Below are 20,932 nucleotides of genomic sequence, written 5' to 3' on the forward strand. Positions count from 1 at the left end.
AAAGATATGCGGAAGAAAACGCAGAAAAACGGACATGCAGATACTTTGTGCTTTAAAGCAATCGGCTATCCGCTGTTATGTCTGTTTGCATTGATTTGTATTATACCGTTTTTTCTGATTATTGCATCGTCATTTACCAGCGAGAGCTACATTATTAAAAATGGATATGTACTTTGGCCAAAGGAATTTTCACTGACAGCCTATGAACTGATTTTTAAAAATCCGGCAAAAATTCTTCGGGCATATGGGGTAACTGCCTTTGTTACCATTACAGGCACCGCATTGAGTGTTTTTATCAATGCCATGACCGGTTATGTATTACAGCGGAAGGATTTTAAATGGAGAAATATTTTTTCTTTTTATTTCTTTTTTACCACACTTTTTTCAGGCGGGCTGGTTCCCTGGTATATCTTATGTGTAAAAACCCTGCACCTGAAAAATACAATCTGGGTATTGATCATACCGACCATGGTATCCGTATGGAATATCATTTTAGTCAAAGGATTTATGGGTGGTATACCCGGTGAAATAACGGAATCCGCTAAAATTGACGGAGCGGGGGATTTTCGTATTTTCGTAAAGCTGATATTGCCGCTTTCCAAACCCGTAATAGCGACAATCGGCCTGTTTACAGCATTGGCATACTGGAATGACTGGTATATGTGCATGCTTTTTATTGATAAAAAAGAATTATTTGATTTGCAGTATTTACTGTATCAGCTGATGGGGAGCATTAAGGCCCTGCGGGAAATTGCAAGTCAGACAACGGTTTCCGTAAGCTCCATGCCGATCGAGTCCACCAAAATGGCCCTTACGATTGTAGCTACCGGACCGATTATACTGGTTTATCCATTTGTACAGAAATATTTTGTAAAAGGGTTAACATTGGGATCTGTAAAAGGTTAGTGCAGATTTCATAAAATCAATTAAGGGAGTAAATTCCTCTGCCCATCAGAGGATAAATTTCTAAAGAAATTGCATTTTACTCCGCAAAACAAGGAGGAAACAGAATGAAAAGGAAAGCTTTGGGAGTACTGCTGAGTATTATGATGTTGGGGACCTGTGTTATTACAGGCTGCGGAGAGGGCGGAAGTGAAGCTCCTGCTTCAGGCAGCCAGGCGGCGGATACGGCCGAGTCAACAGAAACAGCCGCCGGGACAGTGCAGGCAGGTAGTGAAGCTACGTTGGAATATGGCGGAAACGATATTTCAGAACATAAGGAACTTGTCATGTATGTGATTGGGGATGAACCGGTAGCGGCTGACGAGGTGGAAGAGGCCCTGAATGCAAAACTGGAAGATAAGCTTAACTGTACGGTTGATATCAATTATATAGCGCTTAGTGATTATACGCAGAAGTACTCACTGCTGCTGGCGAGCGGAGAAAATATTGATATAATTTATACATCAACCTGGGCTTTTTATAATGAAGAGGCAACGAAAGGCGCGTTTGCAGAAATTACAGACGAGCTGCTGCAGAAATATATGCCGCAGACGGCAGCAGGGGAAGACAGTATGGCATTTGAACAGGCCAAAATTAATGGAAAATGCTATATGATTCCTAAAAACAGTCCCTACGTTAACAATGCGATGCCCGTTCTTATCAGAGGTGATTTACGTGAAAAATATGGGATAGATAAAATTGACAGCGTGGAAAAGCTGGAAGAGTACTTTACGGCAGTTGCGGAGAATGAGGAAGGAATTTATCCTTATGCGGCAGCCGGAGATGCTGTTGAAATGTCAATGAACCTGTTCCAGAGCAGAAATAATCTGGTGCCTATGAGCTGCGGAAGCGGAAAATATTTCGGCTATTTCTATCAGGGAAAAGATCCCGCTGCGGAGGATGTTGTCTGGCAGTATGGAACTGATGAATATTTAGAGTACTGTAAACTGATGAAGAGCTGGGCAGATAAAGGATTCTGGTCAAAAAATGCCGTTTCCAATACCACTTCGCCTTTGGATGCATTCCAGAATGGAACAAGTGCCGCCCTTTTCTGGAATCTTGATACCTGTGAATCAGCTAAAAATGTTGTAGATTCAGAACATCCTGAATGGAAGGCAGAGCTTGTAAATGTAACCCCTGGTGTCGTACATGTTAAAGGCGTATATACGGGAGACGGTTTTGCAATCCCTGCGGTTTCAGAAAATCAGGAGCGTGCGCTGATGGTTCTGGATGTCCTGAAATTTGACAAGGAATGCTACGATATCTGCAGATATGGAATAGAAGGTTCAACCTTTAATGCAACCAGTGATACCACATATACACTTGGAGATGAGCAGGCAAATTATGCGGTAGGAAATGCACCGGTTTCCTGGGGACTGAAAAACGATGTTCTGGAAAGAATACAGGGAGAGGCCGGCACCACCCAGAGCGAAATTCGTCAGGAATTAATGGGAGATGCCATATCTGAAGTAACAAGCGGTTTTATCTTTGACGACTCTTCCGTAAAGAGTGAGCTTGCTGCAATGAATGAGGTCTGCTCACAATATGTACCGCTGTTGGAGCTTGGCCTTGTGGATGATGTGGAAGGAACTCTGGCGGAGCTGAACAGTAAATGCGAGACTGCGGGAGCCGAAAAGCTGAAGGAAGAATTTATTTCCCAGTTTACCGCTTACCTTGAAGGTCTGGAAAAATAATCTATATGTTATAGGAAGAAAGAACCAAAAGACTGATAATAAACCTGTCTTTTGGTTCTTTTTATTCTGGTTAAAGGTTGGCAAAACGTTGTCTTATTTACGGACCTTACAAGCCTGCCTGCGTTTTCATAAAGCCTCTGAAAATATCCCAAAGCTCCCGGCTCCAGAAATTCCCCTCATGGACTGCGCCGTCCACACAGATAAAGCTGACCTGGGCTCCGCATTCCTCCAGACGCTTCACCAGCTGCTCGCTTTGGGAAAAGCTGACAGTGGGATCGGCGCTTCCGTGGGCGATCATAAAAGGCACATAGCTTTTCCCCTCCTGCACATAGTTTATGGGGCTCATTTTTTTCAATAACTCTTTATCGAGAGTGCCTCCGCAGAAGAGTGTGAACAAAGCGGCGGCCTCCGAACGTACCTCAGGCTGGGGGGATTCAAGAAAAGCGGTCAGATCCGTGGGGCCGAAGCAGTCAATCACAGCGCATACGCTGTCTGAAAATTCCGGATATTCATCGGTTTTAAATTCCGGCATATCCCCTGTCAGGCCGAGAAGGAGAGAGGTATTTCCTCCGGAGGAGGTGCCGAAGGCAAGAACCTTATCCGGATCGATATGATACTGCTCTGCATTGGCACGCAGAAAACGGATCGCTGTCTTTACATCCTGGAGAAATGCCGGCGCCGGATGGCCTTCTTCTATGTTCCGGTGGGTAACGGATGCGACCACAAAACCATCATCGGCAAAGCGGGCCAGCTGCGGGATTTCATAGTTGGTATCCGGGAAATGCCAGGCGCTTCCCTGAATGAAGACAATCAGGGGATACCGTTTTTCGCACGCATCCTCCGGTATCTGCGGCATGAGCAGATCCAGCGTGATGTCCTTGCCGGTATGGGTGGAATAGACGATTTTGGGAGAGAGGACGGAGAGTCCTTTCAGGCTGGGGTTGCTTGCAATGTGAAGCATATATTTTTCCTCCTGTTTAAATATTGGTATCGTGTTCGATAGATGAATTATACCACATATATTCTGAAATCCGCTATTGATACCGTCTGTAAACATGGTTTTCCCAATTGGTAAGATCTGCTTCGGGATCAAAAATATCTGATCCCATGAGCAGCAGACGCCTTTTCTTTCTTTTTCCCTGCAATATCTTTTGTTGCAGATGCAGCCACATATTCGTTTTCCTTTTCCACGTTTGTTCCAGAGGTAGGTAATAGGAATTGCGCGGAATGGCTTCCCATTGGCCATAATGCCACTCTGGAGCGTAATTCGTCCCATCTCTGCAGTGACAAGGGATGCGCCTCCACTTTGAAGCCGGAACGGACTGAAATTTTTATAAGATTCTACCAGGATTTTAAATTGTAAAATCCTGTAGATATGTAACCTGTTTTTTTCATTTCCCCTATTGTAATATGGCAAAAGAGCGATATAATGGAAAATACTTGGTAATTTGGATTGAGAGGTATTGTAAGAATGAGGGGAAAAGCATTAAAAAAGAATCAGGTTGACTGGAGCGTTTTTTTCAAGGCGGTGGTGACGATTGCCCTGCCCATTGCTCTGCAGAATTTCCTGTCTACAACGGCAAGTATGGTAGATACGATTATGATAGGCAGTCAGGGAGAGCTGTCGGTGGCGGCGGTGGGAATCTGTTCTCAGATTTCCTCACTGTTTTTCTCCTGTTATTTCGGATTTGCGGGCGGTTCTCTGCTGTTTTTTTCTCAATATTGGGGCGCGGGGAATCATAAAGGGATTAATAAGACCTTTGGAATTTCCATGACCTGCATGCTGGCGGTGGCGCTTATCTTCGCGGTGACGGCGACTACAAGCCCCGGTTTTTTGCTGGGGATTTATACGGATAAGCAGAATATTATCCAGGTGGGGATTCCTTACATAAGGATCGTTGGTTTTGCTTATCCGCTGCAGGTATTTGCGGTTCTGATAAGCTTCCTGATGCGTTCCACGGAAAGGGTAAAAGCCCCTTTAATCAGCTCCATTCTGGCGCTTATCACCAACTTTATTTTGAACTGGATCCTCATTTACGGCCGTTTCGGCATGCCGAAGATGGGAGCGGCCGGTGCAGCGGTGGGAACTCTTGTTTCCGGAATCGTGAATCTGATTGTACTGCTCACCTTCCTGCTGCGGGATAAGAATACGTTGGTTCTTAAGCTCAGAGAGATGTTTGCATGGGGAGACGGATTCCTGAAAATATATCTGAATAAATGCTTTCCGATCATTTGCAATGAGCTTTTCTACGGAATCGGACAGATGCTGATAAATGTTGTTATCGGAAGACAGAATGAATCGGCCATTGCCGCCATGGCGGCCTTCCGTGTGCTGGAGGGCTTTGTATTTGCCTTTTTCGGAGGCCTGGCGGATGCCAGCTCCGTGGTGGTGGGCAAGGAGGTCGGCGCAGGGCATCATATGAAAGGCTATCAGTATGTTAAGGGCTTTGCGCTTCTCTGCCCGGCCATTACCTTCTGTATCTGTGCCATCGGCCTGACCTTTAATGCGCCCCTGCTTCGTCTTTTCGGCCTGGGGGCGGAAGCCATGTTTTATGGAAAATACATGATTATGATTTATCTGGCGGCGGGAACCATCCGTACCTGCAATTATATTATGAACAGCTGCTACCGCGCGGGCGGGGAATCCATTTTCGGAACCGTGCTGGAAATCGTATGTCTTTTTACCATCAGTGTGCCTGCGACATGGATTGCCGGCATGGTGCTGCATCTGCCTTTCCTGGCAGTGTTCGCTTTCCTGTATACGGATGAATTGATCCGGCTGGTATTTGAGGTTTATTATACCAGGACCGGTAAATGGGTTAAGCCGGTTACGGAGGAAGGAAAGGCTGCAGTACAGCAGTTCCGGGAAGAACTGGCGGAGAGCAGAGGGCTGAAAAAGGCGGTGGAAAACTGAGGCGGAAAACGGCCGGAGGTAAAATAAAAATAATAAGATAACAGCGGTATGTCGGGAGAGTCTGACGTGCCGCTGTTTCTGTACTTGGGATAAATATAATATCATCGCTTAAATAGATATATAATGTATGATTCCGGATATCAGGTTGCTGTAATAAGGAAATGCTTCTGTTTTGAATTTTGGTTTTATATTCGCAATATTTAAGCTTAGCTCCTGATTGTATTGCAATATCTTTCGTCAGTTATATCATATATGCTGATATGATTCTCATGGATATATCTCTTTTGCCACATCCAGAACAAATCCCGCAGACGGTATAATTGTTCATTTTCCTTATTGCCATATATTTCTGCCAATTCATTGATAGAGGGAATTGCCTTATAGTAATCATCATCTAGTTTTTCAACATATGCAATAATCTCGTCACAGCTCATGTTTTCAAATTGATCGATGTTATCTTTACGCAAGGTGACGGTGAGCGCTCTTTGCGTATATTCAGGCAAAACCCCTGATGACAGCCAGTCCTTTTGCGTTTTATAGCGGCTGATGTTGAACGTCTTCTTAATTTTATCCGATAATTTTTCATAATCCTGAACTGTAATACGGGCCTTTTCCATCAGGTAACCCCGTCCGCGGTAATCCGGCAGGAAGGAATATATCCGGCCTATGCCCGGTATACTTTCCAGAGTATCAAATAATTCATCCAACATGCTTAAGCTTTCCCTGCTTACAATCACCGTAGGGGAACAGTTTAGATCCAGGGCGGCGGCGCGTTTGGCAAGCAGGAGCATGAAATCATAATCACCTTCTCTTGCTGCAAAAGAATCATGATATTTGGGGTTACCAAAAAAAGTGGTATCAATATTCTCTATACCGGCAGACTTTATATTTTTAATAAATTGATCTGTTTCGGAAAGAGTTCTGATTTTTAATCCATTGCACTGAAGAAAATTTGCGCCTAAGAACCCGTTTTCTTTGTTAAAAGAGATATTATCCGATAATTGAGGATACTCGGCACAGTATGAAATGCAATAGAACGGCAATGGGGTTATGTTTTTATTTTTTGCCCAGACAATAAATCTTTCAGCTAATTTTTTTCCCCTGTAATAGTCAATACCTTCGGCTTCTTTACAGGATTGTAAAAGACAATACTTACAGGCACAGGAACAGGGAACGCAGGGATTATGTATCCCAATGGATATTGTTTTCATATTTACCTCATAAAAGCTATGAATCCGGCCGCATGTTCTTTTCTTGTTTCAATCAAATAATTATACTATACTTTCAGGGCCGTATCCATGCTGTTAAAGAATATTGCAACGAATTACATAGATGCTTGTATGAATTTTTAATTGATCTGGTTTTTCTATTAAACAAATTATGGAAAAGGTCTTCTCAAAAACGGTCAACGACTATATAATCGCATTAACCAGATCGGTTAATGGATTCCACACATTTAACAGCGGCATAGTTTCTGTAGATAGTTGTATAAGCTGTTTACAGGTTGCAAACGGAACGACGTCCACAAGGCCGGAATGACGGCATATAAGGAAAGGATATTCAATGAATCCCAAATTCTTTCAGTTACCTGAAGAAAAACAACAGCATATTATCAACGCCGCCTACAAGGTATTTGCCGGGAATTCCTATAAGAAGGCGCCGATGTCTGAAATTGCTGACGAATGCGGCATATCCAAAGCGCTGCTGTTTCACTATTTTGAAAATAAAAAGGAACTGTATCTTTTCCTGTGGAAGCAGGCAGAAGAGCTGACCGGAAATGCTGTCCGGGAATTCGGAGTCATGGATACGACAGATTTTTTTGAAATACTGGAGAAAAACCTGCGGGTAAAATGTTCATTGACGAGAGTGTATCCCTATATTGGTGCGTTTTGTTTAAACGCCTATTATGAGCAGGAGGAAGAAATCAGAAAATGTATTCAGCCGGAATTTTCCCAGTTAAAACGGATGGGGGAAAAACATATTTTTGAACGGATAGACCTTTCTGTATTTCGGAAGGATGTGGATTTGGAGCTGATGTATCAGGAAATTTTGTGGACGACGGAAGGTTATCTGTGCCGGAGATACCGCATGCAGGATGTTGATGCGGAGGAAATAGAAAAGGATTTTCTGAGACTTATAAAGCAGTGGAGAAGGATTTATTATAAGGCGCATTAATGGAATGCCTGCAATATTTCAGAGTAACGCAGAGTTATAATATTACCGGAAAAACATATAGGATCGATGGTGTGTCTGGGAAAAAAGAATTATGGGCCGCATAGGTTCTCGCTGCATGGGGAAGCGCCTGTAACACACAGATTGGAGCAAAAATGAAATTTCATGAGTTCGGAGACTGCGGGAATCCGCACATCATGCTGATTCATGGAGGCGGAAATTCCTGGTGGAATTATTTAAGGCAGGCCCGTGTCCTGTCTGAGAAATACCACGTCATTCTGCCGACGCTGGACGGGCATGGGGAAGAGTATCTGACCGAATATATTTCTACGGAGGATACGGCGGATAAGCTGATGGAATATATAGAAAAGAAGTGCGGCGGCCATCTTTTTGCGCTGGGAGGAGTGTCTTTGGGAGGACAGATCGTAATGGAGCTGTTGTCCCGGAAAAAGAATTTAGTCCAAAAGGCGGTGATTGACGGTAGTATCTGTTATCCACAGCCTGCTATGGCACGTTACTGCATAGCGACGGTCCGCTTATGCGGGAGGCTGATGTTCGGGAAAAACGCGTGCCGTTTCCAACTGGCGGTGATGAATCGTTTTTTCCCCTCATCCATGCGTTATCCGGAGGAAATAGCAGAATATTATCTGCGTGACATGCCGCGTCTTCGTAAAGAAACGCTGTATGCGGTATACCGTACATATATGATGCAGTATACGCTGAAGGAAAGCGTCCGCAGCACAAATGCGGAGGTAATGTACCTGTACGGAGAAAAGGAAATGAAATGTGTCCGGGAATCGGCCCGGATGTTTGGGGAGTTGGTGCCCCACTGCAGGATATATGAAGCAAAAGGATATAATCACGGATATTTATCCGTATATCTGCCGGAGGAATGGCTGAAGCTGATTCTGCCTTTTCTGGAAGAACGGTAAAAAAAGTGAGTATTACTACAGGAGAATTGTATGGAAACTGCAGGCTGCTGTTTTTTTGACTTATTCTTTACATTAATTAAACCGGAATACTGTCCTGATATGAGTGAGAACGAGGTGCTGGGTTTGAGCATTGAGGAATGGGAATCCTATGCAGAGGATAAAGCGCTGTACCTTGAACGGGCCGGCGGATTTGTCACGGAGGAAAGCAAAATCATAGAAGATATTACAATGCTTCTCCCCATGCGGGTTAATCCTTTTCAGAAAAAAGAGCTGCTGCGTCAGAGGAAAGCGAGAATGCGGCATGCGCTTATGAATGTGGACGGAAGAATCCTGGAAATGCTGGAGCGGCTGAAGCTGTCAGGCTGGAAGCTTTGTCTTATCAGCAATGCAGATGTGATAGATTGTATGTACTGGAAAGAATCCCCGCTGTTTTCCTGTTTTGATAAGGCGCTTTTTTCCTGCCGCGAAAGGCTTTTGAAGCCGGATGTCAGAATCTATCAAAGGGCAATGCAATATATGAATTGTACCCCGGAACAGAGCATTTTCATCGGTGACGGCGGTTCCGATGAATTGCGAGGGGCTGAAAATGCAGGGATGAAAACGGTTTTTACTGAATATCTGGAACGCAAACCGGAGGAGCGGCGGTGGGAGCTTATGAAGGAGGCGGACTGGCATATTACAGATATCGCGGAGCTGCCAGGGATAGTCAGCAGGGGATAGTGGGAGAAAAAATCTTTAGTCCTGGGCCCGGTTTTGAACCTTGATTTCATTCTCCAGAAACTCTTTGATAAAAGGATAGTTTTCCTCATTTAATGAAGGCATAAACGCCATAAACCGGCATTTCTGGTAATGGGTATCCTCCATATGGAAATCATAGCCCATCATACATTTCGGGTTGCAGTCGTCCGGATTTATGAGACGCTTGCAGGGAGATGCTTTTCTGATATCTTTTTTCATCTTTTCCGGGAGAGTTTCCAGAAAATTCTCATATACATTTAAGCCCTGGGGAAAAATCCTCATTTTTACGCCTGTTTTGCGGCATACGAAGGTAGCCAGAGTTTTCTTTGTCTGCGGCAGGATATAGGAAACAGTAAAGCCGCTTTTTGCTGTTTTGATTTCACATTTGCAGCCCTGCGCCAGAAGAAAATCGTTGATTTCGGAAGCGAGAGGTTTGCTGTTGTCATCTATGGTTTCAAGGAATGCGGGAAATTGATTATCGGCCATTTTGAATACTCCTTTTTGGTATGGGATGCTGTGGGTACTGCTATCAGTTTAATGACCTTTACTGTGTCAATCCTCTCAATTCCTGCACAAAAAAGAGAGCTGTATACCTGAAGCTGAGAAAAAACCAAACCGGCAGGGATACTGACTTTCATACCATATTTTGAGTGGCTTTTCAGTCGGTCAGCGGATAAAATAATATAGGATACATGAAAAATACCGTTTGCCGCAATTTTGTTTTTGAATCCCAGGAGGAAGGAAAATGATTCGATTTGCTGTTTTTACGGACCTGCACTATGACCACATTCCGGACGGAGACAGAAGAATAAAGGAGTTTCTGGACGCAGTCAGGCTGAAAAATCCTGATTTTATCATGTCGCTGGGTGATTTGTGTTATCCGGCCGCTGAAAACAGAAAAGTTATTGACGCCCTGGAACAATCCGGCGTACCGGTGTATCATACAATCGGCAATCATGATACGGATCAGTATTCGCTTGAAGAAGTGATGGATTTTCTGAAAATAGAGTCATCCTATTATTCCTTCCTTATTGACGACGTTAAATTTATCGTCCTCAATACCTGCTATATCCGGGATGGGCAAAAATGCGTTCCCTTCCTGAAGCGTAATTATGATAAGACAAAACAGGCTTATCCCTGGCTTCCGCAGGTGGAAGCGGACTGGCTTTTGCAGGAACTGGAATCGGAAGACTGCTATTATGTTGTGTTTTCCCACCACAGCCTGGCAAATGATTTTAGAGACAGGGGAATCGCAAACAGAGAAGCAGTCAGGGCGCTGCTTGAAAAACGAAAGGTTCTTTTCTGCATGAACGGCCATGATCATGGGGATGGCTGCACTATAATAAATGGAATTCCATATATTACACTCAACTCCATGTCCTATATCTGGCACGGTATGAAGGAACTGTACGCCTACGATGCAAAGACGCATGAAAAATACCCTTCTCTCAAGAATATGATTTTATATCAGGAGCCGCTGCATGCGTTCGTTGAAATAAGTGATAAAGAGGCGCGTATAACGGGAATGGATGGCCATTATCACACAATTACCCCGGAAGATGCGGAAATAGGCAGGACATGGAACGGTGTTTCCATTGAACCAAAGGTCTTATCCCGAACTGTGAAGTTACCCAGATAATAGGGGAGGAAATATTTATGAATGGATTTTTACTGCTAATCCCTTTTTTACTGATAAGGTTTGGCGTCCTTTCACATTTGGACAGGGCTGCGGTAAAACGCGCGGCTTTTTTTGCGCCGATGGCCGGAAAGGAAATTGCGGCATATTGGATATACCAGCTTTCCAATGCCGCAATTTTTATCGTTCTGTTTTTTCTTAAAGTGCCAATTGATTTTTCCTGGCAATTTTGGTCGGGGACGTTGTTCTATCTTTTGGGATTGGTTCTGTGCACTGCATCAGTGATAGATTTTGCAGCCCCATCCGGTGAAGGCCTGAACCAAAACGGACTTTACCGGTTCTCACGTAATCCCATGTATTTATCATATTTTATACTGTTTATGGGCTGTGCCCTGCTCACGCATTCTGTGCTGCTTGGCGGAATCGATATCATATTCCAGCTGTCTTCCCACTGGATTATTCTTTCAGAGGAACGGTGGTGCATTGGCAGATTCGGGGATGCCTACAGGCAGTATATGAAAAGGGTAAGGCGGTATATATAGAGTGCTAGGATTAATTTTGGCGTACATTATGAGGAGGGGGAACGATGTTGATGTTGCGGGGTATTGGATTTTTATAAATTCCTGCGGAACTTAATGACAGCCATGCCGCCGGATTCGCAGTTTTTCAGTTCCAGCTGTCCACTGTGCGTTGTAACCACCTGCGCTGCGAACCAAAGCCCGAGTCCATTGTGTCCGTCAGAACTCCGCGCCGTATCATCACACCACAGGCGTTCTGTCGCATGGTGCAGCGCGGCCCTGCTGAAGCCAGGACCTTCGTCACGCACGGTAATTTGCCAGCCGTTTGCCAGCATGCATCCTTCCAGATATACGCTGCCGCCTTCCGGCGTATGCTCGATGGCATTCTGCACCACATTGCCGAGAGCGCGAAGCAAATGGTCTTTTTGTATTCGGGCGGAACCCTCCAGGCTGTTTTGGCTGTGCAGAAAAATCCCGCTGGCTTGTGCAAGGGCATTTGTGCTCAGGCAAAGCTCGTCAAACATGGCGGGCAGGGCGGTATTTTCAAACGTTTCGTCCGTACCGGATGAGGTTTCCAGAAGACTGGCAACATAACGTTTTGCACGGTCGCTGTTTAATACGATGGTATTTAACATTCTCTGGCAGTTCTCAGGCAAATTTTCATCCAGCAGAAGCTCCGCGTTTCCCCCTATCAGTGTGAGCGGAGTTTTCAGATCGTGCGCGAGTGCGGCTATTTCCGCCTCACGTTCCTGTTGGGCCGCCCATTGGGAGGACAGGGAGCTATATAATGCTTCCCGCATATGTTCCATGGCGTCCAGTGCCTGATCATATTCCCGTATGCCCGCATGAGGGACTGTAAAATCCAGCTCCTGTGCGCCTACCCTATCACTCACTTCACCGAACAGCCTGAGCCTGGCGGCAAGGCGCCGGCGGAGCCGCAGGGTATTAAAAATCAGGCAGAACACCCACCCCGCGCCAAGCGCGGCCAGCCACAGGTATTCAAAAGGAGGAAGCAGATTGCGAAGGATCGGATTTACAAATTCCGACCTGAAATACCATTGAATAATAACGGTACTCCCGTCCGCGTAGGTGCGACGCGAAACATGGACGTCATCAGGAGCCTGCAGAAAAAATTCTCTCAGAGTCTCCAGTTTCTTTCCTTCCACATTGCTTTCCAACACGTTACCGTCCGGGGCAAACAAAGCATATTCGGGCAGAAAATCCGCACCCGGGGAAATAAAGTTTTTTGTGTCTTCGGTCAGAATCCGCTCCGTCTGTTGATTGGAGACGTAGCCCTGGTAAATAATACCGGCGTTTCGAAGCTGCGTAAAGCAAAGCATCCATACCAGGCCGCACAGCAGCATGCAGCCGAGCATAACGACGGCAAAGCGCAGAAGAACGAAGGTAAGACTTACAGAACGCTGTTTTTTTGCCATTTATACCCCACCCCCCAGACTGTCTCAACAGGGCTTAATCCTTCGGCCTTCAGTTTGGCGCGGATATTTTTGACATGCTCCGCAATAGCCGATGGATCGCCCCCGGCGTCAAAGCCGAAAACTGCATCATATAATTGTTCTTTGGTAAAAACCTGTCCCGCGTGCAGGGCAAGGTGTTCACAGATCGCATATTCGCCCCTGGTAAGGGGCAGTGTGCGTTCTCCGGCAAAAGCCTCTTTTGCCTGCATGTCAAAACGTACGCCGCCCCGGTTCATGGTACGGACCGGACTGCGCGCCTCGCGCCGCAGATGGGCGTTTACCCTCGCGCGCAGTTCCGCGATACTGAAGGGCTTCTTAATATAATCATCGGCGCCCAGGCCAAAGCCCTGCACAAGGGCAGCATCTTCCGCCCTGGCTGTTAAGAACAGGATGGGGCAATCCACCTCATCACGGATACGGCCGCAAAGGGAAAAGCCATCCTCGCCGGGCATCATCACATCAAGCAACAGTAAATCATACGCCTGACACCGCTCGGCCTGTACCGCCGCCGCATCCGGCTCAATATCCACCCGATGCCCGTCCTTCTCCAGGGCAGCGCGCACCAGAGCCAGCATTTCAAGATCATCATCAACAACCAACACCCTAAACATCAAATCCTCCTTATAATCCTCCTTGTTTTGCGGAGCAAAATGCGAGCCCTGGGCGAGCAGAGGATTTACCTCCTTGTTTTGCGGAGCAAAATGCGAGCCTTGAGCGAGCAGAGGATTTACCTCCTTGTTTTCCTCTATGTTTACTCCTGCACAATGTTGCCTTCCCATCTGTCAAACCACAGTACCGACAAAACAAGAACAGCCAAAGTAATAATTATCAAAGAAATTATCCCGGAAAAAACAGGAATATTCGAAAATCCAAAGAGTTTTTTCAAAAACCTGACGCCCCATTCCCAGGGAATGAACGGCCAAATCTGATCGCCAATCGCGTTTTCAAAATAACCTGCTGAAATTGTGCCTGCAATGCCTGTGAATACCGAAATACCCGCCCCCAGTCTGAAAGCAATGAATATGTGTAATAAATACAAAAATATATTTCCAAATAAAAAAATTAAAAACATCACAAGATAAGAAGTATAATCCATTATACTGATGCCCAGAAAAAATCTGACTCCCACATAGAAGCACAGCTCATATAGTATCATACTTAAAGCACACAAAAACATAAGAAAGAACAATTTCCCTAAATATACACCTTTTCGTGTTTCCGTTAAGCCAAGGGAATTTTGAATATTGCTTATATTTCTATCCAGGTTAATCAAAACCGGCACCGCAATACCTGCAAAAACAGGGAAACATATCTGCAGTATAATAAAAAACAGCCTCACATCAGGAATAATATGATATCCCGCATACTTATAATAAACTAAAAATACCGCGGTAATCACGACCGGCAGTACCAAATGCAGCAAAATAACAGGTGTCCGTCTGATTTTGGTAAAATCGGAAATAAACTCCCTTATAACAGTCATTTACGATATACCTGCCTTTCATACCAAAAGGAAAATGAGACGGAAAGAACTGCCGCGGCCAACAGGGAAACCAATACCAGCAACAGACTTCCTCCCGGGCTCAGTATCAAACGTGAGTCTGTTTCCGCCAGTAATCCACTGGGCAGCACGCCAAATAAGGTAACCATAAACCTGGCGGTCCAGCTATAAGGGAAGAACCAGAACAAAGGCGTAAGGGAAAAAAACAAACCTCCCAAAGCGCATGCAAACAGATTTATTAATGTGGAACCGACAAAACCGATTTTCCGGTCCAAAAATAAACAGAAGGGAACCTGCCATAAAAAGGAGAGCCACAGCAAACAATATCCTGCCGCATAAAGCCCGCTGCGCCCAAGTGCTGCCCGGACGCCTGAAAACATGCATTCAGAGATCACAGTGATGAACGACAGCAACAGAGATATTATCAAAAGGGTAAGCGCAGTTAAAATAATTTTAGAAATAAATGTTTTCTTCAGGTCAACAGGCAGACTGTAAAGCGTCCTGTATCCATGCTTTTGCTCTTTTTTATTTGCCAGATGGCATAAAATAGTAACGGATAAGCAGGCAACGGGCATACACCAGTTACACACGACAGAGCTGGAAAAACCGCCCATGCCAATGCCGATAAAAATAAAAATCACAGACATTAAGATTAAACCTGCCGGAATCAACAGGATGAGTTTCCTGAACAGGGAACGCCTGAATTTCAGGTTTTCTGCTTTCATATAGGTAATAATCATCAGGCCTCACGCTCCTTCCTCACAATATCCATAAAAAGTCGTTCCAGATTTTCACCCGTATCAATTGCATCCTGATACAGAAGCGACCCATTGTATATGATTCCAATATCATCAGCAACCTGCGCGACCTCGCTTAAAATATGGCTCGATACGATGACAGACATCCCGGACGCCGCAAATTCCCGAAGCATACACCTTAATTCTTCAATGCCGAAAGGGTCCAGCCCGTTTGTGGGTTCATCCAGGACCAATAATTTCGGATGATTCAGCAGTGCCAATGCGATCCCCAGTCTCTGTTTCATCCCCAGGGAAAAATCTGAGGCCTTTTTGTTTTTGGCATCCGTCAGGTCCAGTTTCTGTAAAACGTTATCACAATTGCTCATAGGAATCCCCATAAGCGTTGCCCGCACTTTTAAATTTTCAAAAGCTGTTAAATTCTCATACAGCGGTGGAGATTCGATTAACGAACCGATATTTAGTAAATCCTTCCGGGTCCAGGGGTGATCGCTGAAAAGTATTTCACCGGAATCAGGTGTGATAATACCTGTGATCATCTTTAACAGAGTGGATTTTCCAGCCCCGTTCGGCCCTAATAAACCGTAGACGGAATTTTTTCTGACAGACATGGTTAAATCTTTTACGGCACGGGTTTTTTTAAAGCTTTTGAAGACATGATTGGTTTTTAATATATATTCGGACATCTTTTCCCTCCATTTCTATTCAGCCGCCGGCAATAGACTGTATTCCCAAAGAAGCGGCGTCTTTGTTTCGGTGCTTTTATGGTAACAGTTAATTTTAAGGATTTTATAAAGAAGCAGATATTTTTTTGAAAAAATACTAGGAAGCAGTACGGATAGTGTAATCGCACAGGATCCTGCAACGGAGTTTATGGTATTGAAAAGTGCATGTAACCATTCAGACTTATCTACACTTTTATGAGGGAATTCCTTATGCGGAAAATAATGGCGGGAGAACGTTGCATTTTAAAATGAAATCAGGTAAATTAAAAGAAAAACGGAGCATCGCCAGATGCGTTCCGCAGGCCGGAGAAGCGATGGAAAATAAATGCGTAATTAAAAACAGTAAAACAGTCGATTTATTCTTATTTATGGGACAGTCAAATATGGCGGGCAGAGGGATTGTTTCTGAAAAATGGGCGCAGCCGGCGCCTCAGATTATGGAAGGGGCAGGATATGAATACCGGGCAATATCGGCCCCGGATAAGCTGTATCCGCTGACGGAACCGTTTGGAAGGCAGGAAAATGCGGAGGATGGGATCAATGACGGCAATATGAAAACAGGTTCACTTGTTACAGCTTTTGTGAATGCCTGCTATCAGAAAACGGGAGTTCCCATTGTGGGTGTTTCTGCGTCCAAGGGCGGCTCATCCATTCTGCAGTGGCAGCCTGGCACACCTTATTTATCAGATACGCTGCGGCGTCTGGCAAAAGCCAGGAGATTTCTGGAGAAGGAAGGGATTTTTATCCGGCATACATTTATGCTGTGGTGCCAGGGAGAGACAGATGGAGATCATCATATGACTGCCGGGGATTATCAAAGCTATTTTATGCAAATGTGGGAACGTATGAAAATGGAAGGCGTGGAGAGATGCTTTCTCATACGGATTGGAAGATATAACGGTGCGGAGAAAATCAGCTATGAGGATATCAGACAGGCGCAGGAAGCCCTTGCCCAAAAGATCCCGGAGGTGGTAATGGTGTCCCGTAAATTTGCGGAAATGAAGGCGCGCGGGCTGATGAAGGATGAGTTTCACTATTATCAGCAGGCATATAATGAAGTAGGCATACAGGCAGGTGAAAATACAGCGGAATATATCAGGATGGAATCAGGCTTGTGAACGCAGGAGCCTGGTTCTGTCGTCTGCGGCTGGCTGGTTAAATTAAAAAAGCTGTGGAGGCATAAAGCTGTAAAGGGACAAAGCTATAAAAGAATAAAGCTGTAAAAGCCCAAAGTCTATAAAAGCCCAAAGTCTATAAAAGCCCAAAGTCTATAAAAGCCCAAAATCTATAAAAGTCTTAAGTCTATAAAAGTTATAAAATGTCAAAACCAAAATGCTTGACACATGGATAGAAAAATGTCAAAATAGAGTTACTTTCAGGAAGCGATCGCTTCTGTAATTTCTTCTACATAACATTTCTGATTTCATCTTCTGTGGATTTATTTACTTTATCTTGCTATATTTCAAACTTTCTTTTATAATATTCTTATAAAAATCCCTTTTGATATTTTATTATGATTTGGTTTGCGGAAGCGGTTTTTTCCTGAAAAATCTTAGGTTCAAGGAGAAAATCTGCCATGCACACAAATGAAGCAGTACTGGCCCGCAAGCCCCAGAAGGCGTATAAGGACCGCATGTTCCGGATGTTATTTTCGGAACGGAAAGATTTACTGGAGCTGTATAACGCATTGTGTCAGAAGGATTATACGGATCCGGACGCATTGGAAATCACCACACTGGATGATGTAATCTATATGGGGATGAAGAATGATGTTTCCTTTCTTCTGGATGGAAGAATGGGTTTATTTGAACATCAGAGCACCTTTAATCCCAATATGCCGTTGCGGGGATTATTTTATTTTTCAGACCTGTATAAACGCTTCTTCCATGATCGTTTAATTTATTCCACCAGGCTTTTGAAGATTCCTACGCCGGTATACGTTGTCTTTTACAATGGGGAACAGCAGCTGCCGGACATTTCGGTTTTAAAGCTGTCGGATGCGTTTATGCAGGGAGAGGATATGGCCTGTCTGGAGGTACGTGTCCGTATACTGAATATTAATGAGGGGCATAATGCGGAATTAATGGGACGGTGCCGGAAGCTAGAGGAATATGCCATATTTATAGGATGCGTGAGAGAGTTCCTGAAGTCTACGGAACCGGCGGAAGCGATCCGGAAGGCAATGGAACTGTGTATTGAGAAGGGGATATTGGCCGTTTTTTTGAGTCAGAGGAGGGCAGAGGTAATGAATGCGCTTTTAACGGAATATGACGAAGAAAAGGTGATGAAGAGCCTGAGTAAGGAATTTTATGAGGATGGCTACGAAGATGGATGGGAAGCTGGGGTGGCAGAAGGAATACACGCTTTTGTAAGCTATAACCTGGAAGTTGGCAAGTCTGGGGAACAGATAGTCAGCGAAATGATAAAGATTTTTTCTCTGTCAAAGGCACAGGCGGAAAAAAATTTTGCGGAGTTCACGGAAAGTTTCTGTTGAAAAGCATATGAGGAGTATATTGAGGAATATACCATTTTTTGAGTCAGAGGAGGGCAGAGGTAATGAATGCGCTTTTAACGGAATATGACGAAGAAAAGGTGATGAAGAGCCTGAGTAAGGAATTTTATGAGGATGGCTACGAAGATGGACGGGAAGCTGGGCTGGCGGAAGGGTTAGCAGAAGGAATACACGCTTTTGTAAGCTATAACCTGGAAGTTGGTAAGCCTGGGGAACAGATAGTCAGTGAAATGATAAAGATTTTTTCTCTGTCAAAGGCACAGGCGGAAAAATATATACAGCAATGAGTTATGAAATTGATTAAAAAGCTAAAATGGCGTATCCCAGGTTTGCTGCCAGGGAGGCCGTTTTTCACAAAAGGAATGCCGGGCATAATGTCCGGCATTTTGACTATACGGGAGAACTTTTTTATTTCCGCGGGCAATGCACCAGACAGCCATGCTTGCATGGATATTTGGTGACTGCCGCGAGGGGGGGGCTATGTGCCAGTGGCACATGTTTTGCACCGACCGAAGCGGAGCGTAGACCAAATATACCGCTGCCTTGCAGTGCTGCAAGCTTGATATTCAATTGTTTACCGCGGGGTATTCGATTGCCCCTTTTCAATGAGGGAACGCAGCAGCTCAGGAGTGGCCTGTGAGTATAATTTCCCGTCCCATTTCATACTGGGTCCATTTGCACAGTTTTTCATACAGCCGGTGAGGCGGTAGGAAAAACCGCCTTTGGCACTGATTCCGCCGTTTTTCACCTGATAATTTTTTTCTATAAAAGCATGGAGACGGGCGCATTCCCGTTTTTGGCATCTGGGGCCGGCACAGAGCTCAAGGCTGTGCGGTGCAGTTTGAGTTCGAAGGCCGGGACAGCGTTTGAGAATTGCCGTCAGTATAGCCGGACGGATGTCAAGCTGCGCGGTGATTTCCTCCAGCGCGCAGGCAGGGATGCTGCCGCCGTTTTCGGCCTGGACCTCGCGTAAAAGCTCAATGAGAGCCTGCTGATCCTGGGATACGTTCTGACCTCGGTAATATTCGATTGCTTCTGTTAAGTTCCAATCTGCTTCCATAAAAATTTCCTGTCATCTGTATTTTATGTTATCTGTATTGCGTGTTTAATAGTGTTTCCTAAGCGAGGTCATTCTATTACACGCAGGCTGGTTTAAAAAGGTGAAAGCAATGGCTTTTTATCATATGGATAGGGCTGTCAGGCAGGTCGATGCCTGGTGTAACAACTGGTTATTGCATTACGTATCGTGTAAAGAAACTGAACAGCTATGTTAAGTGAAGCGTCTCACGTAAGAACGGAGACGCTTTCTCTTTTGATTAACTGGGTGGACATGGAGATTTTCAGGTATTCCTTTTTGTTATCGGCAATCCGGTCCATCAGGCGCGCAATGGCGGCGGCGCCCAGCTCCTGCTTGCGGACCCGCATGGTGGAGAGGGACGGGACCATCATATCGCAGAGCGGCATATCGTCAAAACCGATAATGGAAATATCCTCCGGCAGCCGGAAGCCGCGTTCCCGGAAGGCCTTCATGGCGGCGGCGGCAATGATGTCGTTATCCGCAAAATAAGCATCCGCCAGCTCCGGATCCGCATCCAGAACCGTCAGCATATCCTGATAGCCTTCCTCGGCCGTAGGGGAAATGGCGTGGACGTAAGGATGAGAGGTGCTGATGCCGTTTGTACGCAGCGCTTTATAATAGCCGTCGGCGCGTTCCGCAAAGTTGCTGATTTCCAGATTGGAACGCAGGTAGCCGATTTTTTTATGGCCGCATTTAATCAGGTGGCTGGTGGCATTGAAAGCTCCCTGAATATTATTGATCAGTACACAGTCGTATTTCAACTCATCATAATAACAGTCAAGTACCACAATCGGTACGGGAAAATCCCTGAATTTTTTGAAATCCTCCCTTTGCATTTCCGTAGCCAGAAGCAGAATGCCGATGCAGTCCACCTCCTTCAGTGATGTGAGCTGGGCGGAAATATCCATATTTTCATAAAAATAGGAAATATGCAGCACACAGTTCTGACGGCGGCATTCCTGGGTAATGCCTTCCGTCAGCTGGGAAAAGAAGGGCGTATCGGCCGCTATTTTTCCATGCTTTTTGTAATTGATTAGCTGAATGACTCTGGAAGAGGCGGAAGCGGGCGGGGCGCTTTTGGGGGTGTAGCCGTATTTGGCCGCCGTGGTTAAGACAAGGTCCCTGGTTGCTTCGCTGATTCCCGGTTTGTTGTTGAATACCATGGAAACGGTTGCGGGAGATACGTTGATGAGTTGGGCTAATTCCTTTGCTGAAATTTCCATTGGGGTCTCCTGGCTGTTAAATTTTTTATTTAATTTTAATACGCCTTTTAACAGAAGTCAAGGGCGGCGCTTCCAGCATCGGCTGTGAGGGGGACGGGGGGCTGCGGGGGTCCGGGC

The 20,932-nt window shown here is 45.2% G+C and carries 22 protein-coding genes; 11 read left to right on the forward strand and 11 right to left on the reverse strand.

The window, feature by feature from the left end; genetic code table 11:
• Positions 1-6: 6 nt before the first annotated feature.
• Both DXC51_RS27285 and DXC51_RS27290 read left to right on the forward strand, forming a co-directional pair.
• Positions 7-906 (forward strand): carbohydrate ABC transporter permease, encoded by a 900-nt coding sequence (locus tag DXC51_RS27285; protein WP_102287698.1) that lies wholly within the window; start codon positions 7-9, stop codon positions 904-906.
• Positions 907-1,010: 104 nt separating this feature from the next.
• Positions 1,011-2,636, forward strand: a complete 1,626-nt coding sequence (locus DXC51_RS27290; RefSeq protein WP_117545827.1) for an ABC transporter substrate-binding protein — start codon at positions 1,011-1,013, stop codon at positions 2,634-2,636.
• A 106-nt stretch (positions 2,637-2,742) separates the two neighbouring features.
• On the opposite strand, the gene DXC51_RS27295 is transcribed toward DXC51_RS27290, so the two are convergent.
• Together DXC51_RS27295 and DXC51_RS29365 are read right to left on the reverse strand one after the other, a co-directional pair.
• Complete coding sequence (locus tag DXC51_RS27295) at positions 2,743-3,597, reverse strand: alpha/beta hydrolase (RefSeq protein ID WP_102287700.1); 855 nt, start codon at positions 3,595-3,597, stop codon at positions 2,743-2,745.
• Positions 3,598-3,725: 128 nt separating this feature from the next.
• Positions 3,726-3,926, reverse strand: coding sequence for a hypothetical protein (locus DXC51_RS29365; protein WP_147332417.1), 201 nt, complete (start codon positions 3,924-3,926; stop codon positions 3,726-3,728).
• A 181-nt stretch (positions 3,927-4,107) separates the two neighbouring features.
• Between DXC51_RS29365 and DXC51_RS27300 the strand changes: the two genes are divergently transcribed.
• Positions 4,108-5,550 carry an MATE family efflux transporter gene (locus DXC51_RS27300; RefSeq protein WP_117545828.1) on the forward strand — a complete coding sequence of 481 codons (1,443 nt, stop codon included), beginning with the start codon at positions 4,108-4,110 and terminating at the stop codon, positions 5,548-5,550.
• Positions 5,551-5,756: 206 nt separating this feature from the next.
• Here the strand turns inward: DXC51_RS27300 and DXC51_RS27305 are convergent, their stop codons facing one another.
• On the reverse strand, positions 5,757-6,761 hold the full coding sequence (locus tag DXC51_RS27305; RefSeq protein WP_117545829.1) for a hypothetical protein: 1,005 nt from the start codon (positions 6,759-6,761) through the stop codon (positions 5,757-5,759).
• 352 nt (positions 6,762-7,113) lie between these two features.
• Between DXC51_RS27305 and DXC51_RS27310 the strand changes: the two genes are divergently transcribed.
• The 3 genes from DXC51_RS27310 (at position 7,114) to DXC51_RS27320 (ending at position 9,374) form a co-directional block, all read left to right on the forward strand.
• Positions 7,114-7,725: a TetR/AcrR family transcriptional regulator gene (locus DXC51_RS27310; RefSeq protein ID WP_117545830.1), complete on the forward strand. Its 612-nt coding sequence runs from the start codon at positions 7,114-7,116 to the stop codon at positions 7,723-7,725.
• A 152-nt stretch (positions 7,726-7,877) separates the two neighbouring features.
• Complete coding sequence (locus tag DXC51_RS27315) at positions 7,878-8,654, forward strand: alpha/beta fold hydrolase (protein WP_117545831.1); 777 nt, start codon at positions 7,878-7,880, stop codon at positions 8,652-8,654.
• 30 nt (positions 8,655-8,684) lie between these two features.
• Entirely contained in the window at positions 8,685-9,374 is a 690-nt protein-coding gene (locus DXC51_RS27320) for an HAD family hydrolase (RefSeq protein WP_117545832.1), read from the forward strand.
• A 15-nt stretch (positions 9,375-9,389) separates the two neighbouring features.
• Here the strand turns inward: DXC51_RS27320 and DXC51_RS27325 are convergent, their stop codons facing one another.
• Positions 9,390-9,878: a hypothetical protein gene (locus tag DXC51_RS27325; protein ID WP_025488665.1), complete on the reverse strand. Its 489-nt coding sequence runs from the start codon at positions 9,876-9,878 to the stop codon at positions 9,390-9,392.
• 259 nt (positions 9,879-10,137) lie between these two features.
• Here DXC51_RS27325 and DXC51_RS27330 point away from each other — a divergent pair, with 259 nt between their 5' ends.
• Positions 10,138-11,031 carry a metallophosphoesterase family protein gene (locus tag DXC51_RS27330; RefSeq protein WP_117545833.1) on the forward strand — a complete coding sequence of 298 codons (894 nt, stop codon included), beginning with the start codon at positions 10,138-10,140 and terminating at the stop codon, positions 11,029-11,031.
• Between the two features lie 17 nt (positions 11,032-11,048).
• Entirely contained in the window at positions 11,049-11,570 is a 522-nt protein-coding gene (locus DXC51_RS27335) for a methyltransferase family protein (protein WP_117545834.1), read from the forward strand.
• Between the two features lie 71 nt (positions 11,571-11,641).
• Here the strand turns inward: DXC51_RS27335 and DXC51_RS27340 are convergent, their stop codons facing one another.
• The 5 genes from DXC51_RS27340 to DXC51_RS27360 form a co-directional block, all read right to left on the reverse strand.
• Positions 11,642-12,982: a sensor histidine kinase gene (locus DXC51_RS27340; protein WP_117545835.1), complete on the reverse strand. Its 1,341-nt coding sequence runs from the start codon at positions 12,980-12,982 to the stop codon at positions 11,642-11,644.
• A complete protein-coding gene (locus tag DXC51_RS27345; protein WP_021635232.1) occupies positions 12,958-13,632 on the reverse strand; it encodes a response regulator transcription factor in 675 nt (224 codons plus the stop codon). Before DXC51_RS27345 ends, DXC51_RS27340 begins: the two co-directional genes overlap by 25 nt.
• Before the next feature lie 140 nt (positions 13,633-13,772).
• Positions 13,773-14,504: a lantibiotic immunity ABC transporter MutG family permease subunit gene (locus DXC51_RS27350; RefSeq protein WP_117545836.1), complete on the reverse strand. Its 732-nt coding sequence runs from the start codon at positions 14,502-14,504 to the stop codon at positions 13,773-13,775.
• Positions 14,501-15,262: a lantibiotic immunity ABC transporter MutE/EpiE family permease subunit gene (locus DXC51_RS27355; protein WP_117545837.1), complete on the reverse strand. Its 762-nt coding sequence runs from the start codon at positions 15,260-15,262 to the stop codon at positions 14,501-14,503. Before DXC51_RS27355 ends, DXC51_RS27350 begins: the two co-directional genes overlap by 4 nt.
• A complete protein-coding gene (locus tag DXC51_RS27360) occupies positions 15,262-15,963 on the reverse strand; it encodes a lantibiotic protection ABC transporter ATP-binding protein (protein ID WP_117545838.1) in 702 nt (233 codons plus the stop codon). The genes DXC51_RS27355 and DXC51_RS27360 overlap by 1 nt, the downstream gene beginning before the upstream one ends.
• Positions 15,964-16,316: 353 nt before the next feature.
• On the opposite strand from DXC51_RS27360, the gene DXC51_RS27365 reads away from it, so the two are divergent.
• The 3 genes from DXC51_RS27365 to DXC51_RS27375 all read left to right on the forward strand — a co-directional run bounded on the left by DXC51_RS27365 (position 16,317) and on the right by DXC51_RS27375 (position 18,801).
• Positions 16,317-17,120 (forward strand): sialate O-acetylesterase, encoded by an 804-nt coding sequence (locus tag DXC51_RS27365; protein ID WP_102288577.1) that lies wholly within the window; start codon positions 16,317-16,319, stop codon positions 17,118-17,120.
• A gap of 458 nt (positions 17,121-17,578) precedes the next feature.
• Positions 17,579-18,496, forward strand: coding sequence for an RpnC/YadD family protein (locus DXC51_RS27370; RefSeq protein ID WP_117545839.1), 918 nt, complete (start codon positions 17,579-17,581; stop codon positions 18,494-18,496).
• 62 nt (positions 18,497-18,558) lie between these two features.
• Positions 18,559-18,801: a hypothetical protein gene (locus DXC51_RS27375; RefSeq protein ID WP_117531464.1), complete on the forward strand. Its 243-nt coding sequence runs from the start codon at positions 18,559-18,561 to the stop codon at positions 18,799-18,801.
• A 287-nt stretch (positions 18,802-19,088) separates the two neighbouring features.
• On the opposite strand, the gene DXC51_RS27380 is transcribed toward DXC51_RS27375, so the two are convergent.
• A complete protein-coding gene (locus DXC51_RS27380) occupies positions 19,089-19,574 on the reverse strand; it encodes an NADH-quinone oxidoreductase subunit NuoE family protein (protein WP_117545840.1) in 486 nt (161 codons plus the stop codon).
• A 224-nt stretch (positions 19,575-19,798) separates the two neighbouring features.
• Entirely contained in the window at positions 19,799-20,815 is a 1,017-nt protein-coding gene (locus DXC51_RS27385; protein ID WP_021635245.1) for a LacI family DNA-binding transcriptional regulator, read from the reverse strand.
• Positions 20,816-20,932: the final 117 nt, after the last annotated feature.

The organism is Eisenbergiella massiliensis, from assembly GCF_003435485.1.